The organism is Marinobacter sp. OP 3.4 (assembly GCF_036224885.1).
GTDB lineage: Bacteria > Pseudomonadota > Gammaproteobacteria > Pseudomonadales > Oleiphilaceae > Marinobacter.
Window position 1 is genome coordinate 1 of record NZ_JAVVLT010000032.1, and the last position, 17,471, is coordinate 17,471.

Below are 17,471 nucleotides of genomic sequence, written 5' to 3' on the forward strand. Positions count from 1 at the left end.
CCCTGCGGGCGCTCCCCCTCTCCCTGGCCCTCTCCCTCGTTGGGGAGAGGGGATGAACGACGCGAGTGCCGTGTAGCCCCTCTCCCCAACGAGGGAGAGGGGTTGGGGAGAGGGGGGAACGCCCCACTCCACTGCCCTGTCTCAGCAGCCCCTACTTCTTCCGGTAACGCTCCAGCAGCTCCGCCTTATTGGGCAGGGACCAGTCGATAGCGGGCTGACCCCGCTCCTGCAGCCACTGGTTGGCACGGGAGAAATGCTTACAGCCGAAGAAGCCACGGTAAGCACTCAGTGGGGAGGGGTGCGGGCCTTCCAGCACCAGGTGACGGTTGCGGTCGATGATGCGGCCCTTCTTGCGGGCGTAGCTGCCCCAGAGCAGGAACACCACGCCCTCCCGGCGCTGGTTGATGGTCTCGATGACCCGGTCGGTGAACAGCTCCCAGCCCTTGCCCTGGTGGGCGCCGGCATTGGCCTGCTCCACGGTCAGCACGGCATTGAGCAGTAACACACCCCGCTCGGCCCAGGGCTGCAGGCAGCCATGGTCCGGCGGCGCGATGCCCAGGTCGTCCTGGATTTCCTTGAAGATGTTCACCAGTGAAGGCGGCACCTGCACATTGGGCCGCACCGAGAAGCACAGGCCGTGGGCCTGGCCCGGGCCGTGGTACGGGTCCTGTCCCAGGATCACCACCTTGACCTGATCCAGCGGCGTGCTGTTCAGGGCATTGAAGCAATGCCGACTCTCCGGGAACAGCACCTTGCCGGCCCGTTCCTCGCTGGCCAGGAACTCCGCCAGCTGCGCCATGTAGGGCTGGCGGAATTCATCGGCAAGATACTGGTCCCAGCCCCGGTCGGGCCGGAGTTGCTGCGCCAGTCCTTCGGCCGGGGTCATGGCTTATCCCTCCTGCCCGTGGCCGGCCTTGTGCTCAGGGCGCATGGCCGGGAACAGGATGACATCGCGGATGGACGCGGAATCGGTCAGCAGCATGGCCAGGCGGTCAATACCGATGCCCTCGCCGGCAGTGGGCGGCAGGCCGTACTCCAGCGCCATGACATAGTCCTCGTCGTAGAACATGGCCTCGTCATCGCCGGCGTCTTTTTCCGCCACCTGGGCCAGGAAGCGCTCGGCCTGATCCTCGGCGTCGTTGAGCTCCGAGAAGCCGTTGGCGATCTCGCGGCCACCCACGAAGAACTCGAAACGCTCGGTGACGAAGGGATCACTGTCCTTGCAGCGGGCCAGGGGCGACACTTCCTTCGGATAATCGGTGATGAAGGTGGGCTGCATCAGTCGGTGTTCCGCCGTCGCCTCGAAGATCTCAATCTGCACCTTGCCCAGACCCCAGCCCTGCTTCAGCTGGATGCCCAGATCCTTGGCCACCCGGCGGGCGCTGGCGTCATCCGCCAGCTGTTCCCGGGTGATGTCCGGGTTATGACGCAGGATGGCATCCACCACGGTAAGACGCTCGAAGGGCTTGCCGAAATCGTACTCGACGGTTTCCTCGGTGCCATCAGACAGGGTCCGGGTATTGGTCACCGTGGTGGTACCCAGTACCCTCTTCGCGATGGTACGCAGCATGTCCTCGGTGAGATCCATCAGGTCGTTGTAATCCGCGTAGGCCTGGTAGAACTCCACCATGGTAAATTCCGGGTTGTGACGCGTGGACAGGCCTTCGTTGCGGAAGTTGCGGTTGATCTCGAACACCCGCTCAAAGCCGCCCACCACCAGGCGCTTGAGGAACAGCTCCGGGGCGATCCGCAGGTACATGTCGATACCCAGGGCATTGTGATGGGTCACGAACGGCTTGGCGGTGGCGCCACCGGGAATCACCTGCAGCATGGGTGTCTCCACCTCGGTGAAATCCCGCTCGGTGAAGTACTGGCGCATCACGTTGATGATCTTCGACCGGGCCTGGAAGACCCGCCGGCTTTCCTCGTTCATCATCAGGTCCACGTACCGGTGACGGTAGCGGGCCTCGGTGTCGGTCAGCCCCTTGTGCTTTTCCGGCAGCGGGCGCAGGGACTTGGTGAGCAGCACGTACTCATCCATGGTCACATAGAGGTCGCCCTTGCCGGACTTGGACAGGGTACCGCGCACCCCGATAATGTCCCCCAGGTCCCAGTGCCTGGTGTCCTTCTGCACGTCCTTGGAGGCATACACCTGGATGCGACCGGTCATGTCCTGGACCACCTTGAACGCCTTACGATCGAGCATCATGCGACCGGCGATGGCCACCTGGATGTTCAGCTCGGCAAGCTCTTCCTTGGATTTATCCCCGTATTTCTCCTGCAGCTCGGCAGCGGTGGCGTCGCGGCGGAAGTCGTTGGGGAACGGATTGCCGCCCTCACGCAATTCGGCCAGCTTGGACCGGCGCTCGGCAATCAGCTTGTTGTCCTCGGAATGGGTGGCGTTCGGGTTGTGATCAGTCATGTCGGCTCACAAGTAGGTCGGGGTTTCCGGATTGATACGGTCGATGGCGCCGCTTATTACAGCGCCATCTTCAGGCTGGCTTCGATGAACTTGTCGATATCGCCGTCCAGCACGGTCTGGGTGTTACTGGTTTCCACCTTGGTACGCAGGTCCTTGATGCGGCTGTCGTCCAGCACGTAGGAGCGGATCTGGCTGCCCCAGCCGATGTCGGACTTGGCGTCTTCCTGCTTCTGCTTCTCGGCGTTGCGCTCCTGCATCTCCCGCTCGAACAGTTTGGCCTTGAGCTGTTTCATGGCCTGGTCCTTGTTCTGGTGCTGGCTGCGACCGGCCTGACAGGCCACCACGATACCGGTGGGGTTGTGGGTCAGTCGCACCGCGGACTCGGTCCGGTTGACGTGCTGACCACCGGCGCCGGAGGCCCGGTACACGTCCACTCGCAGGTCCGCCGGGTTGATCTCGATCTCGAAGCTGTCATCCACTTCCGGTGACACGAAGACCGATGAAAAGGAGGTATGGCGGCGGTTACCGGAATCGAACGGCGACTTGCGCACCAGGCGGTGCACGCCGGTCTCGGTGCGCAGCCAGCCGTAGGCATGGTCACCCTGGACATGGATGGTGGCGCTCTTGACGCCGGCCACGTCGCCCTCCTGCAGCTCGACAATCTCGGCCTTGAAGCCACGACGCTCGGCCCAGCGCAGGTACATGCGCAGCAGCATGTTGGCCCAGTCCTGGGCCTCGGTACCGCCGGAGCCGGCCTGTATATCCAGGTAGGCGTTGTTGGCATCCATCTCACCGGAGAACATGCGGCGGAATTCGAGCTTTTCCAGTTCCCGGTCCAGCGCGTCCAGATCCGACTGGATATCGGCCACCGTGCCCTCGTCCTCTTCCTCGGCGGCCATTTCCAGCAGGCTGTCGGCATCGTCGAGGCCGGTGGTGAGGTTGTCGATGGTGCGGACAATCAGTTCCAGATCCGCGCGTTCCTTGCCCAGGGCCTGGGCCCGGTCCGGATCGTCCCACACGGAAGGCTGTTCCAGCTCGCGTTCGACTTCGGTCAGGCGTTCACTACGTTGATCGTAGTCAAAGATACCCCCTGAGCGCTTCAGTGCGCTCACGAAGTTCCTTGATCTTCGTAACAATGGGATTGATTTCCATGGAGCCCTTACTCGTTATGGTCGAATGAAAACAGGGCCGGAATTCTACCGGAAAATCGGTGGCAATTCAGCCTGCTTTCAGCCTTCCACAACGCGTCTCCACCAAAATCGGGAGATCACGCCGGACCAGGGGTTATTCCGGTTCCGGCCACTGCCCCGTCACCCGCTCGAAGTAATGGCTCTCGCAGGCCTCGCAGGGGGCAATCTGGCTGGTGGCCGTTAGGCATTTCATGTGGCCGCAGTTGAGGCAGCGGAACATACCGGCGGTGGCCACCTCGCCGGAGAGGTAGTGGGTGATGTTCTCGTTGTGGAGCTTCTGGTCCAGCTCCAGGGTGTCCAGGCGGGTCTTGTCGGCGATGGAGAACAGCATGTCCGCCAGCTTGTGCTCCAGCAGTGACAGGTCCAGTTGCAGCCATTCCTTCAGGCCCTCGCCGGTGCCTTCCACATAGGTCACCAGGTGCTCCAGGTCCCGGCGCAGGTAGGCGGCCAGCAGGCTGGCCTCGTCCCGGGTCAGGCGCTTGAGCTCGGTCTCGAACTCCACCGCGTCGTCAATTTCCTCACGCAGGGTATCCAGAGTCCGTTCCTCGGTCTCCGCCAGGCGGGCCTCCACCCGCTCCAGCATCCGGTCATAGGCCTTGAGTGCCTGTTCAGACAGTTGTTTTGGCTGCTGTTTCCTGTTCTGCTCGGTCATGGCAACTCCTCGCTACCGGGTTTCTTTCAGTGTGGCACATCAGGGCCACTGAACAAGTGCGGAATCGCGCCGGGGAGAGGGCCTTCCGGAACGGGTCGGGCCGCTCACACCGGCAGGCTACCTGTTGCGCCTGCAGTACGTTAGAATGTCCGGCCCATTTGACAACACTTTTCTGACAGGGGCCCTACACCCCTTTCGACACAAGGTAACGCACGGCAATGGCAGGAATGGACGAGCAATACAATCCCCGCGATGTTGAACAGGATGCCCGCAAATTCTGGGAAGACAACGACACCTTCACGGTGAAGGAGGAGCCCGGCAAACCCAAGTACTACTGCCTGTCCATGTTCCCCTACCCCAGTGGCAAGCTGCACATGGGCCACGTGCGCAACTACACCATTGGCGACGTGATTTCCCGTTACCAGCGCATGCAGGGCAGGAACGTGATGCAGCCCATGGGCTGGGACGCCTTCGGCCTGCCCGCCGAGAACGCCGCCATTGCCAACAAGTCCGCTCCTGCCAAGTGGACCCGGTCCAACATCGACTACATGAAGCAGCAGCTCAAGCAACTGGGCTTTGGCTACGACTGGAACCGGGAGCTGGCCACCTGCGATCCGGACTACTACCGCTGGGAGCAGTGGTTCTTCGCCCGCCTGTACGAGAAGGGGCTGGTCTACAAGAAGATGTCCACGGTCAACTGGGACCCGGTGGACCAGACCGTTCTGGCCAATGAACAGGTGGTGGATGGCCGAGGCTGGCGTTCCGGCGCGGTGGTGGAGCAGAAGAAGATTCCCCAGTGGTTCATCCGCATCACCGACTACGCCGAGGAACTGCTCAACGACCTGGACGACCTGGAAGACTGGCCGGAACAGGTCAAGACCATGCAGCGCAACTGGATCGGCAAGTCCGTGGGCACCGAGCTGACCTTCCCGCTCAAGGACCGTGACGATGGCCTGACCGTGTACACCACCCGTCCGGACACCCTGATGGGCGTCACCTACATGGCAGTGTCCGCCGAGCACCCGCTGGCAAAGCAGGCCGCCGAAGAGCACTCCGACGTGGCCCGTTTTGTGGAGGAGTGCCGCAACAGCAAGGTGGCCGAAGCCGAGCTGGCGACCATGGAAAAGAAGGGCATCGATACCGGCCACAAGGCCATCCACCCGCTCACCCAGGAAGAGATTCCGGTGTGGGTCGCCAACTTCGTACTCGCCGACTATGGTACCGGCGCACTGATGTCCGTACCGGGTCACGATGAGCGGGACCATGAGTTCGCCCGCAAGTACCGCCTGCCCATCCAACAAGTCATCGCCGCCCTTGACGGCCGCGAGCTCGATGTCCAGGAAGAGGCCTTTACCGAGAAAGGCACCCTGGTGTGCTCCGGCAGTTACAGCGGCCTGACCAGCGAGGAGGCCTTCGAGGCCATCGCCGATTACCTGGAAAAGCACGGCATTGGCAGACGCACCGTCAACTACCGCCTGCGGGACTGGGGCGTATCACGCCAGCGCTACTGGGGCGCGCCCATTCCCATGATGACCCTGGAAGACGGCACCGAGATGCCGGTGCCGGATGACCAACTGCCGGTGCGCCTGCCGGAGGATGTGGAGATGGACGGCGTGCAGTCGCCCATCAAGGCGGACCCGGAGTGGGCCAGGACCGACTATAACGGCCAGCCCGCCACCCTGGAGACGGACACCTTCGACACCTTCATGGAGTCCTCCTGGTATTACGCCCGCTTCTGCAGCCCCAACTACGACAAGGGCATGCTGGACCCGTCCGCGGCCAACTACTGGCTGCCGGTGGACCAGTACATCGGCGGTATCGAACACGCCATCCTGCACCTGCTCTACGCGCGCTTCTTTCACAAACTGCTGCGGGACGTGGGCCTGGTGACCAGCTCCGAGCCCTTCAATCGTCTGCTGTGTCAGGGCATGGTGCTGGCGGAGACCTACTACCGCACCGACGACGCCGGCAAGACCACCTGGATCGCCCCGGCGGACGTTACTGTCGAGCGGGACACCAAGGGTCAGGTGGTTAAAGCTGTGCATCGGGAAGACGGCCAGCCGGTGGAGATCGGCGGCGTCACCAAGATGTCCAAGTCCAAGAACAACGGTATCGATCCCCAGGCCATCATCGACCAGTACGGGGCCGACACCGTTCGCCTGTTCATGATGTTCGCCGCTCCCCCCGAACAGTCCCTGGAGTGGTCCGACAGTGGCGTGGAGGGGGCCAACCGCTTCCTCAAGCGCCTGTGGCGGCTGGTGCGCGAACACACCGGCGGAGGCCCGGTGGCGGCCATTGACGTGGAACAACTGAACGACGCCCGCAGGGACCTGCGCCGCAAGACCCATGAGACCATTGCCAAGGTCAGCGACGACATCAGCCGCCGCCTCACCTTCAACACCTCCATCGCCGCCGTGATGGAGCTGCTTAACGAAGTGGCCCGGCTGGAGCCGAAGGACGAGCAGGACCGTGCCGTGATCCAGGAAGCCCTGGATGCCGCCGTGCTGATGCTCTCCCCCATCGCGCCCCATATCTGCCATACCCTGTGGGAAGCCATGGGCCATGAGGAGCCGGTGGTGGACGCCCGCTGGCCCGTGGCCGATGAAAGCGCCATGGTGCGCAGCCAGATCCAGGTGGTGCTGCAGGTGAACGGCAAGGTGCGCGCCAAGGCCGATGTACCCGCCGATATCGGCAAGGCCGACCTGGAAAAGCTGGCCCTGGAACACGACAACGTCACCCGCTTCACCGAGGGCAAGACGGTACGCAAGGTCATCGTGGTGCCAGGCAAACTGGTTAACGTGGTCGCCAACTAACCGATACCGACAGGTCAGCCCCGGGAGACGGCAATGAAACAGCTCAGACACGCCACCACCCTCGCCCTGCTGACCCTGCTGGTCAGTGCCTGCGGGTTCCAGTTGCGGGGCGCCTCACCGGTGCCCTCCGCCCTGCAGCCCATCTGGGTTGGGTGTCATGATGGCGTTCCCACGGAACTGTGCAACTCGCTGAAATCCCAGTTCACCATCGGCGACGTGCAACTCGCCGATAGCCGGGAAGAGGCCGCCCACCTGCTCCTGCTGGGCGACTTCCGCCAGAACCAGCGTACCAGCGCCATCACCGCCCAGGCGGAAGCGGCGGAGTACGAGTTGCGCCAGACCGTCAGCGTGGTCCTGCAGACCCGTGAGGGCATCCCCCTGCTGCCGGAAACCGAGGTCAGCGCTTCCCAGAGCTATCGCTTCGACTCCACCAGCGTGCTGGCCAAGCGCCGGGAGCGGGAGGAGATTGAACGCCAGCTCTACGACAGCCTGGTACGACAGATCGGCTACCGGCTGGTGTCCTTCGACCAGGAGCGGATCGACGAGATCCTGGAAGCCACCAAAGATCAGCAACAGAAGCCGTCACAATGAAGATCAACCCCGGGCAACTGGCACAGGCCCTGGAGAAATCCCTGGCGCCGGTGTACCTGGTGTCCGGGGACGAACCCCTGCTGGTGCAGGAAGCCTGCGACCAGATCCGCGCCAGGGCCCGGGACGCCGGCTTTAATGACCGCCAGGTCTACCATGCCGACCAGCACCTGAACTGGGGCTCGGTACGGGACGAGCTGGGAGCCATGTCGCTGTTTGCGGAACGCCGCCGCATCGAGATCCACCTGCCTTCCGGCAAACTGGGAGACGGTCGCGATGTGATCGAGCAGGCCCTGCTGGAACCCGCCGACGATATCCTCCTGCTGCTGATCAGTGCCCGCCTGGACGCCGCCGAAACCAAGCGCAAGTGGTATAAGCAGCTCCAGAAAGCCGGCGTCCACGTGACCGTCTGGCCCATCGACAACGACAAGTTCGGAGGCTGGCTGCAGCAGCGGGCCCGGTCCCGGGGGCTGACCCTGACCCAGGGTGCCCTCAACCTGCTGGCGGAACGGCTGGAAGGCAACCTGCTGGCCGCCAGTCAGGAACTGGACCGCCTGGAACTGCTGACACCGGACAAGACCATCAACGAAGATGTGGTGGAGGAAGCGGTGCAGTATAGCGCCCGCTTCAATATTTTCGAGGTGATCACCGACCTGCTGGCGGGCAACGCCTCCCACGCCCAGAAAGTGATCACCTCACTCAGGCAGGAAGGGGAAAATCCCCTGGGTCTGCTGGCCATGCTGGTGCGGGATCTCAACGTGACCCTGGAACTGCAGCAGGCCATGAAAAAGCGGGAGGTGCCCGGCACCTTCCTGAAGAAAAACGGCGTATTCCAGCCCCAGCGGGCCCGGGCCATTGAGCAGGCCGCCCGCCGGCTGAACACCGCCCGCCTGCATCAGGCGCTGAACCTGTGCAGCGACGCCGACCGGGCCGCCAAGGGCTTTGGTGACCTGCCGCCCTGGCACCACCTGTCCGACCTGGCGGCTTTACTGCGGCAGTAAGCCGTTACTTCAGCCGCTTGCGGATCCGCTCATACCCGGCTTTCAGCTCCTCACCCAGTTTGTGGGCGGTTTCCCGGGTTTCCTCGCCCACATCCTCGGCATCGTGACGGATGTCATCCAGTTTCTGGCGGAATTTTTCCCAGTACTCGTCCAGGTCGTCCCATTCGTCGCGGACGTCCTGCCGGGCCAGGTGGAGCTGGACCCTGAGTTCATCACGATACTGTTTGACGGTCTCCGAGAGTTTGTTCAGGTCATCTTTCATGCTCATGGTTACCTCCTTGGCAACAATGATTGAGCGAACTTAAACATGCGCCTGTTGCGGAAATGGTGTCAATACCCCGGAAACACAAGAGGCCGGCAATGGCCGGCCTCTTGTGGGATTTCTGACAATACCTTGATCTGAATCAGAACTCGTTGTCGGCATGCTCCATCATGGAATGGCTACCGCTGCGGATACTCTCCGCCAGGGCCACGGTCTGGGGCAGCAGGCGCTCGTAGTAGAAACGGGCGGTCTTGAGCTTGCCGGTATAGAACCCGGAGCTGTCCCCCTCCGCCTTCGGTGCGGCGGCCACCACGATCTTCGCCCACATGTAGGCCAGTGCGGTCATACCGAACAGGTTGGTGTAGTCGGCGGAGGCTGCCCCGGGGGCATTGGGGTCGTCCTTGGACTGGGCCACCACCTGCTCGGTGACATCGGACAGGCGCTCCAGGGCAGCGGCCAGGGGCGCCAGGAAAGGTGCCAGGGCCGGATTGCCCTGCTCTTTCTCGATAAAGTCGGCCATATCCCCGGCAAACAGCTCGTACAGCTTGCCCTGGCTGCCCACCACCTTGCGGGCCATCAGGTCCAGGGCCTGGATGCCGTTGGCCCCCTCGTAGATCTGGGTGATACGGGCATCACGGACCAGTTGCTCCTGGCCCCACTCGCGGATATAGCCATGACCGCCAAACACCTGCTGGCCCAGGACACACATGTCGAAACCACGGTCGGTCAGGAACGCCTTGGCAACGGGGGTCAGCAGGGCCACCAGGCCTTCCGCCCGTTCCCGGTCCTCGTCGTTATCGGAGAACTTGGCCACGTCCAGCCACTGGCCGACATAGGTGGAGAAGGCACGACCGCCCTCCACGTAGCCTTTCATGGTGAGCAGCATGCGACGTACGTCCGGGTGGACTACCAGCGGGTCGGCGGCCTTCTCCGGCTCGCGGGCGCCGGTGGGGGCGCGGCTCTGGATCCGCTCGAAGGCGTATTCCCGGGCACTCTGGAGCGAGGCTTCCGCCGCCGCCAGGCCCTGGATACCCACCCCCAGGCGCTCGTAGTTCATCATGGTGAACATGGCCGCCAGGCCCTTGTTCTCCTCACCCACAAGCCAGCCGGTGGCACCATCGAAGTTCATCACGCAGGTGGCCGAGCCCTTGATGCCCATCTTCTTCTCCAGGGAGCCGCAACTGAAGGCGTTGCGCTCACCCAGGGAGCCGTCACCGTTGACCAGGAACTTGGGCACCAGGAACAGGGAGATACCCTTTGGCCCCTTGGGGGCGTCCGGCAGCTTGGCCAGCACAAAATGGACGATGTTCTCGGCCATGTCATGCTCACCCCAGGTGATGAAGATCTTGGTGCCGCTGATACGGTAGCTGCCGTCTTCCTGGGGCTCCGCCTTGCTGCGCATGATGCCCAGATCGGTGCCGCAGTGGGGCTCGGTCAGGTCCATGGACCCGGACCAGACACCGGAATAGAGGTTGGGCAGGTACTTTTCCTTCAGTGCCTCGCTGCCGTGAGCGTCCAGGGCCAGGCAGGCACCGGCGGTGAGCATGGGGGCCAGGCCAAAGGCCATGTTGGAGGCCTGCAGCATTTCCTCGAACTGGACGACCAGGGTCTTGGGCATGCCCATGCCGCCGAAGTCCGGGTTGCCACCCAAGCCGTTCCAGCCACCTTCCACGATGGTCTGGTAGGCTTCCCGGAAGCCCTCAGGCGTGGTCACCTCGCCGTTGTCCCACTGACAGCCCTGCTCATCGCCTTCCCGGTTCAGGGGGGCAATCACATTGGTGGTGACCTTGCCGGCCTCCTCGACAATGGCGTCGGCGGTGTCCGGATCGACCCGTTCCGCCAGCCGGGGCATTGATGCCCAGAGCGACGGGGCGTCAAATACCTCGTTCATGACGAAACGGATTTCCTGTAACGGAGCCTTATAGTCAGCCATCGTGTTTTCTCCAGTCTATTGGTATGGGGGATAACGCCCTCTTTACGGGGCTTTCTCACAACATAAAAGGGGGATCAGTCTACCGCATCCACCGCCTTTGGGGCAGCCTGAAACGCCCGCAAAAAAGCCCGCGTCCTGGCGGAGCGCGGGCTGGACTGGCCTGAGGCCGAAATCCGCAGGACGCCTGGATCCGACCCTGGCCACCGGGAGGTCACCAGGGTCTCACTCAGGTTGCGATCCTCAGAACGCGAAGTGCTCTTCCTGCATGTCGAGCAGGGTATCGGCACCGGCAAACATGGTTTCCACATGGGTGCGGGTACGCGGCAGCAGGCGCTTGAAGTAGAAGCGCGCGGTCTGGACCTTGGCGTTGTAGAAGGCCTCTTCCGGAGTCCCTTCACGCATGGCGTCCAGGGCCACCTTGGCGGACCGGGCCCACAGGTAGGCGAATACCGCGTAGCCTGAGTACATCAGGTAGTCCACCGCGGCGGCACCCACTTCCTCACGGTTCTGCATGGCGGTCATGCCCAGCTTCATGGTGATCTCGCCCCACTCCTTGTTGATCCGCTGGAGCGGCTCGATGAATTCCTTCAGCTGTTCGTCGTCGGCGTTTTCCTTGCAGAACACGTGAACAATCTTGGTGAACTGCTTGAGCGCCTCGCCCTGGGTCATCAGGATCTTGCGGCCCAGCAGGTCCAGCGCCTGGATACCGGTGGTGCCCTCGTAGATCATGCCGATCCGGGCATCACGGACGTTCTGTTCCATGCCCCACTCGGAGATGAAGCCGTGGCCGCCGAACACCTGCATTCCCAGGTTGGCGGACTCGTAGCCGATCTCGGTCAGGAAAGCCTTGGCGATCGGGGTCAGGAAGCCCAGCATGGCGTCGGCGGCCTTGCGCTCTTCCTCGGTCTTGCCCTGCAGCACGATGTCGGACTGCTGTGCCGCCAGGTAGATCAGGGCGCGGGCGCCTTCGGCGACGGCCTTCTGGGTCAGCAGCATGCGACGCACGTCCGGGTGCACGATGATCGGGTCGGCTATACCGTCCGGGTTCTTGGGACCGGACAGGGAACGCATGGCCAGGCGCTCCTTGGCGTAGGCCAGGGAACCCTGGAAGCCCAGCTCGGCGGCCCCCAGACCCTGGATGGCGGTGCCGATACGGGCGGTGTTCATGAAGGTGAACATGCAGTTCAGGCCCTTGTTCTCCGGCCCGATCAGCCAGCCCCTGGCGCCATCGAAGTTCATCACGCAGGTGGCGTTGCCGTGGATGCCCATCTTGTGCTCCAGGGAGCCACAGGACACGGCATTGCGCTCACCGGCGGAACCGTCGTCGTTGGGCAGGCACTTGGGCACGATGAACAGGGAGATACCCTTGGTGCCTTCCGGTGCGCCCGGCAGACGGGCCAGGACGATATGGACAATGTTGTCGGCCATGTCGTGGTCGCCGGCGGAGATGAAGATCTTGGTACCGGTGATGCTGTAGGTGCCGTCAGCGTTGGGCTCGGCCTTGGTGCGCAGGGTGCCCAGATCGGAGCCGCAGTGGGGCTCGGTCAGGCACATGGTGCCGGTCCATTCGCCGCTGACCAGCTTGCTGAGGTAGGTCTGCTTCTGTTCTTCGGTGCCGTGGGCCTCGACGGTGTTCATGGCGCCGTGACTCAGGCCCGGGTACATGCCCCAGGACCAGTTGGCGGTGCCGACCATCTCACTCATCACGATGCCCACGGAGTTGGGCAGGCCCTGGCCGCCGTATTCGGGGTCGGAGGTCATGGAGGGCCAGCCGCCTTCCACGTACTGCTGGTAGGCTTCACGGAAGCCGGTGGGGGTCTTCACGCCGTCCTCGCTCCAGGTGCACCCTTCACGGTCACCCACCTGGTTGAGCGGAGAGAGTACCTGTTCACTGAACTTGGCCCCTTCCTGGATGATGGCACTGATCATATCCGGGGTGGCATCTTCCGCCCCCTCCAGGGAAGCATAGTGCTGTTCGCTGCCAAGCAGCTCGTTCATGACAAACTGAATATCGCGCAGGGGCGCTTTGTACTCGGGCATGAAATCACCTCAAATCAATCCGGTCCGACGACACATCGGGCCTGATGGTATATCTGGTTGAACCGGCCACTCCCGTAACCGGAAGGTCCCGGGTTTGAAGCACTTTGACAGCGGCGCGGGGCAACATTGTAATGGGCGCTTCAAACGGCTGTTTGAAACATACGTTTATAGGCGTCGCCTTGTCAAGACTTTTCACACACTACAGACAGTTGTTGGGGGGCAAAAAACCGGCGGATGGAAAGCTTCAGGCAACGGCCTGGAAGGCGGGCCTGTCACTGGCGGGGTCAACCATACCGGAAACGTCCCGGTAGGTATTGGAGGCGCTGATACTCTGGCTGCGACCGGGTTCACGGTCCTGGGAGGCTTCTCCGGTTTCGCGGTTTTCGGAAGTCAGTTCCACCTGGGCCTGCAGCATCAGTTGCATGGCTTCGGCGGCCACGGCCCGATCCTGCCCGGAGGGTTCCGCGGGCGCCAGGGCGGCGGCGCGGACGGTGCGCATTTTTTCGATGGTGGCCTGGGGGTCTCCCTGCACGGGGGAGGTGCTAATGGATACTTCCCCGCCGATGGCATACTGGTTGCCGTCCGGGCCCCGCTGGTAGGTGTAGCTGATGGAGCCGGCGTACTGGCCACCAACGGCCTGGTGGGCCTGTTCATGGGCTCGCACTTCCCGGTCCCGGGTCTTGAGTTCCCGGAGCTCCTTGAGCTGGGCCTCGTCCAGTTGCTGGCCGTTCTGCGCGGTTTTTTCGCTGGCGCCGTCGGGGCGCTGTTTTTCGCCCCGCTCTCCCCTGGCTTCAGAGGGCTCGTCGGCGGCACGGGCGGTTTCAGGGTTGCGGGATTCGGCGATATTGCGGCTTTCGGAGCCGGTTACGGGCTGCACGGTGCCACGCCCCACCACCGGTTGTACCGGGAAGGGGTTAGCGGTAGGCAAGGCGGATGAGATTGCCATGGCCGGATCCGTGGGTTGTCGTTATGCCTGGACGTCGAGGAGTGTGCCGAGGGTTTCGTCGGCGGTCTTGACGACCTGGGCGGAGGCTTCAACACTGCGCTCGTAAAGCTTGAGGTCGGTGATGGGCTCGATCAGGCCGCCGCTGCCGTCGGCGGTGCCGCGCAGGCCATAAACGCCACCACGGGCGATTTGCCGGGCGGCGCCGTCCATGCCGCGCATGCCGTCCTGGACACCCTGGATGCCGATGTTCAGTGCATTGTTGATCATCATGGGACTGCGGTCTCCTGGACTCATCACCAGGGTATATTGGGCCACAGGAGTGTATATATTTCAAACAGGTTTGGTTACGGAATGTTGCTGGCTTTTTTAACTTGGGAGCACGAACAAGCAACCGGTATCGCTTTCTGGGACACGCCGTGAATACTTCCCTGTAGGCTCTTCGAAAACGTCCATGTTTTCGAAGGTCCCAGAAAGCGATACCGGTCACTTGTTCCCATACCCCGGGGAAAACTCCCAATGCTGTTAGACCGGAGAAGCCCTACCCAGTAACGGCTCAATATCCAACTCCCCCGCCAGCGCCTTGATATCCGACGTCGGAGACCATGGCAGTACACCAAGGCACGGCGCCCCCATATGCCCCTTCAGGAAATCCAGGGTTTCTTCCTCACAGCTCATGACGGCTTCATCAGGGCGATTGGCCACCCAGCCGGCCACGGTGAGGCCGTCATGGCGGATGGCTTCGACGGTGAGCAGGGCGTGGTTGATGCAGCCCAGGCGCAGCGGGACCACGACGATGACGCCCAGGCCCAGTTCGTTGGGGACCCGGGCGTAGGTTTCCCGTTCGTTGAGGGGGACCCGCCAGCCGCCGGCGCCTTCGATGAGCATCAGGTCGGCGGGCTTCATCATCAGGCCCCGGGCCAGGCCCACCAGGCGTTGGGCGGAGAGTGTGCGACCGGCCTGGATGGCGGCGACGTGGGGTGCGATGGCCGGTTCCAGGGCGATGGGGTTGACCTGTTCGTAGGGCAGCACTTCGGTCATGTGCTCCATCAGCAGCAGGGCGTCTTCGTTCTTCAGGCCGTCCGGTGTCTGTTCGCAGCCGGAGGCCACGGGTTTCATGGCCACGGTGCGCAGGGACAGGTCGGCGGCTTTCTGCAGGATGGCGGCCGATACAACGCTCTTGCCGACTTCGGTATCGGTGCCGGTGACAAAGTAGGTTCGTCTGGCCAAGATTCGGTCCTCCGGTGGATGGTTATTGCGCCTGCCTTACGGGTGGGACAGGCGCAACGCAGGAACGGCTTGCATGGTGTTCGTGAATAATGACATGCCGGCTGTTGTCGGACTACAGGGCTTCAGGCATGGGTCAGGGCCCGGTCCACGACGGCCTGGGGGGCACATTCACGAAGGGCGGTCAGGAGTTGATCCAGTTGCTCTTCGGTGTGGGATGCACTGAAGGTGACCCGCAGCCGGGACTCCCCCTGGGGGACGGTTGGCGGTCGTATGGCGGTGACCAGCAGGCCCCGTCTTTCCAGCTCGCCACTCAGGCGTACCGCTTCGTGGGGATCGCCAATCATGATGGGCTGGATGGGGGTGGCCGAGGGCATCAGCTCATAGCCCATGATCGCCGCTTCGGAGCGGAAGCGGTTGATCAGCCGGGCCAGGTGCCCGCGCCGGTGTTCGTCCTGTTCCACCAGGTCAACGCTGCGGCAGGAGGCGGTGGCCAGGGCCGGCGGCATGGCGGTGGTGTAGATGTAGGAGCGGGCTTTCTGGACCAGGTAGTCCAGTAGCATGGGTGGGCCAGCGACGAAGGCGCCGCTGGTGCCGAAGGCCTTGCCCAGGGTGCCCACCACCAGGGGAACGTCTTCCTCGGACAGGCCTGCCTGCAGCACTGAGCCCCTGCCCTCGGGGCCGACGCAGCCAAAACCGTGGGCGTCGTCCACCACCAGCAGGGCGTCATGGCGTTTGCACAAGGCCGCCAGTTCCCGCAGGGGGGCGATGTCACCGTCCATGCTGAACACGCCGTCGGTGACCACCAGCTTGTGTCCGTCGGTTGCCGCCAGTTGTTCGGCCAGGGTTGCGGTATCCGAGTGGGGATAGATGCGGACCTTGGCGCCACTGAGGCGGCAGCCGTCGATGATGGAGGCGTGGTTGAGGGCGTCGGAGAAGATGGTATCGCCCTTCCCCGCCAGCGCGGTGATCACGCCGACATTGGCCATGTAGCCGGTGGAGAAGAACAGGGCACCGGAGCGGCGGGTGAACGACGCCAGCTTCTCCTCCAGGCGGTGGTGTTCGCTGTGGTGACCGCAGATCAGGTGCGAAGCGGCGCCGCCCAGGCCATGGTCGTCGAGGCCCGCGCTGGCGGCCGCCACCAGTTCCGGATGGCTGGCCAGGCCCAGGTAGTCGTTGGAGCAGAAGGCCAGTACCGGCTCACCGTCCGCGGTCAGCCGCGGCTGGTGGGGGCCGGACATCTGGCGGCGGATGCGGTAGAGCCCGGCTTCCCGGCGCTGCTCCAGTTCGGCGGCGAAATCGCGCATCACGCGCTCTTGGCGGCGTCGTAGAACAGGTGACGGTTGCGCTCTTCTTCCAGGGCGTGGACCAGGGCTTCCTCCTGCTCCTCCTCGGAATGCTTGACCGCGCGCTCCTCCGGACGAATGCCCAGGCGGTTGAACAGCTGACGGTCGTGGTCCGCTTCCGGGTTGGCGGTGGTCAGCAGTTTCTCGCCGTAGAAGATGGAGTTGGCGCCGGCCAGGAAGCACAGGGCCTGCATCTGGTCGTTCATGTCTTCACGACCGGCGGACAGGCGTACGTGGGACTGGGGCATCAGGATGCGGGCCACGGCGATGGTGCGCACGAATTCGAACGGGTCCAGGTCTTCCACGTCTTCCATCGGGGTACCGGCCACCTTGACCAGCATGTTGATGGGCACACTTTCCGGATGGTGCGGCAGGTTGGCCAGTTGCATCAGCAGCCCGGAGCGGTCATCGGCGTCCTCGCCCATGCCCATGATGCCACCGCAGCAGACTTTCATACCGGCCTTGCGCACCCGCTCCAGGGTGTCCAGGCGGTCCTGGTAGGTGCGGGTGGTGATGATGTGGTTGTAGTACTTCTCGGAGGTGTCCAGGTTGTGGTTGTAGTAATCCAGCCCGGCGTCGGCCAGTTCGGTGGCCTGGTCGTCGTTGAGCATGCCCAGGGTCATGCAGGTTTCCAGGCCCAGGGACTTCACCTGGCGGACCATTTCGGTGACGTAGGGCATATCCTTCTTGGTGGGACTGCGCCAGGCAGCGCCCATGCAGAAACGTGAGGCGCCTTTTTCACGGGCGGCCCTGGCTTCCGCCACCACCTTGTCAATCTCCAGCAACTTTTCCTTTTCCAGACCGGTGTTGTAATGGCCGCTCTGGGGACAGTATTTGCAGTCCTCGGGGCAGGCGCCGGTCTTGATGGACAGCAGGGTGCTGACCTGGACCTCGTTGGGGTCGAAATGCTGCCGGTGGACACCCTGGGCCCTGAAAATCAGGTCGTTGAAGGGGAGCGCGAACAGATCGTTGATTTCCTGAAGGGACCAGTCGTGTCGGATGGCAGTAGCAGTCATGGGGTTATCCTGTTAACTTTTGCGCGAATCAGGTTTAC

At 63.2% G+C, this 17,471-nt stretch carries 15 protein-coding genes; 3 read left to right on the forward strand and 12 right to left on the reverse strand.

Features of this window, described 5'->3' with window-relative positions; genetic code table 11:
* Positions 1 to 151 precede the first annotated feature (151 nt).
* The 4 genes from ung to RO069_RS05120 form a co-directional block, all read right to left on the reverse strand.
* Positions 152 to 886, reverse strand: a complete 735-nt coding sequence (gene ung / locus RO069_RS05105; RefSeq protein WP_328185687.1) for a uracil-DNA glycosylase — start codon at positions 884 to 886, stop codon at positions 152 to 154.
* Positions 887 to 889: 3 nt separating this feature from the next.
* On the reverse strand, positions 890 to 2,422 hold the full coding sequence (gene lysS, locus RO069_RS05110; protein WP_328185690.1) for a lysine--tRNA ligase: 1,533 nt from the start codon (positions 2,420 to 2,422) through the stop codon (positions 890 to 892).
* 56 nt (positions 2,423 to 2,478) lie between these two features.
* Positions 2,479 to 3,574, reverse strand: a protein-coding gene (gene prfB, locus RO069_RS05115) for a peptide chain release factor 2 (protein WP_328185692.1) whose coding sequence is annotated in 2 segments (ribosomal slippage) — positions 2,479 to 3,501 and positions 3,503 to 3,574 — 1,095 coding nt in all. Because the reading frame shifts where the segments join, the coding sequence is not laid out codon by codon here.
* A 132-nt stretch (positions 3,575 to 3,706) separates the two neighbouring features.
* Positions 3,707 to 4,264 (reverse strand): zinc ribbon-containing protein, encoded by a 558-nt coding sequence (locus tag RO069_RS05120; protein WP_328185693.1) that lies wholly within the window; start codon positions 4,262 to 4,264, stop codon positions 3,707 to 3,709.
* 227 nt (positions 4,265 to 4,491) lie between these two features.
* Between RO069_RS05120 and leuS the strand changes: the two genes are divergently transcribed.
* Genes leuS through holA form a run of 3 tightly spaced genes read left to right on the forward strand, consistent with a single transcriptional unit; the run spans position 4,492 to position 8,666 of the window.
* On the forward strand, positions 4,492 to 7,077 hold the full coding sequence (leuS, locus tag RO069_RS05125) for a leucine--tRNA ligase (RefSeq protein ID WP_328186188.1): 2,586 nt from the start codon (positions 4,492 to 4,494) through the stop codon (positions 7,075 to 7,077).
* Positions 7,078 to 7,110: 33 nt separating this feature from the next.
* A complete protein-coding gene (locus RO069_RS05130; RefSeq protein WP_328185695.1) occupies positions 7,111 to 7,668 on the forward strand; it encodes an LPS-assembly lipoprotein LptE in 558 nt (185 codons plus the stop codon).
* Positions 7,665 to 8,666: a DNA polymerase III subunit delta gene (holA, locus tag RO069_RS05135; protein WP_328185697.1), complete on the forward strand. Its 1,002-nt coding sequence runs from the start codon at positions 7,665 to 7,667 to the stop codon at positions 8,664 to 8,666. Before RO069_RS05130 ends, holA begins: the two co-directional genes overlap by 4 nt.
* 4 nt (positions 8,667 to 8,670) lie before the next feature.
* Here the strand turns inward: holA and RO069_RS05140 are convergent, their stop codons facing one another.
* From RO069_RS05140 to bioB, 8 genes are all read right to left on the reverse strand, one after another.
* Positions 8,671 to 8,934 (reverse strand): hypothetical protein, encoded by a 264-nt coding sequence (locus RO069_RS05140; protein WP_328185698.1) that lies wholly within the window; start codon positions 8,932 to 8,934, stop codon positions 8,671 to 8,673.
* 136 nt (positions 8,935 to 9,070) lie between these two features.
* Entirely contained in the window at positions 9,071 to 10,861 is a 1,791-nt protein-coding gene (locus RO069_RS05145) for an acyl-CoA dehydrogenase C-terminal domain-containing protein (RefSeq protein WP_328185699.1), read from the reverse strand.
* Positions 10,862 to 11,101: 240 nt separating this feature from the next.
* Positions 11,102 to 12,901 carry an acyl-CoA dehydrogenase C-terminal domain-containing protein gene (locus RO069_RS05150; RefSeq protein ID WP_328185701.1) on the reverse strand — a complete coding sequence of 600 codons (1,800 nt, stop codon included), beginning with the start codon at positions 12,899 to 12,901 and terminating at the stop codon, positions 11,102 to 11,104.
* 244 nt (positions 12,902 to 13,145) lie between these two features.
* On the reverse strand, positions 13,146 to 13,847 hold the full coding sequence (locus RO069_RS05155) for a putative metalloprotease CJM1_0395 family protein (RefSeq protein WP_328185703.1): 702 nt from the start codon (positions 13,845 to 13,847) through the stop codon (positions 13,146 to 13,148).
* A gap of 21 nt (positions 13,848 to 13,868) precedes the next feature.
* On the reverse strand, positions 13,869 to 14,114 hold the full coding sequence (locus RO069_RS05160) for a flagellar biosynthesis protein FlgE (protein WP_328186190.1): 246 nt from the start codon (positions 14,112 to 14,114) through the stop codon (positions 13,869 to 13,871).
* A 255-nt stretch (positions 14,115 to 14,369) separates the two neighbouring features.
* Entirely contained in the window at positions 14,370 to 15,074 is a 705-nt protein-coding gene (bioD, locus tag RO069_RS05165) for a dethiobiotin synthase (RefSeq protein WP_328185704.1), read from the reverse strand.
* Positions 15,075 to 15,196: 122 nt separating this feature from the next.
* Entirely contained in the window at positions 15,197 to 16,378 is a 1,182-nt protein-coding gene (bioF, locus tag RO069_RS05170; protein WP_328185705.1) for an 8-amino-7-oxononanoate synthase, read from the reverse strand.
* Positions 16,378 to 17,433, reverse strand: coding sequence for a biotin synthase BioB (gene bioB / locus RO069_RS05175; RefSeq protein ID WP_328185707.1), 1,056 nt, complete (start codon positions 17,431 to 17,433; stop codon positions 16,378 to 16,380). Before bioB ends, bioF begins: the two co-directional genes overlap by 1 nt.
* Positions 17,434 to 17,471: the final 38 nt, after the last annotated feature.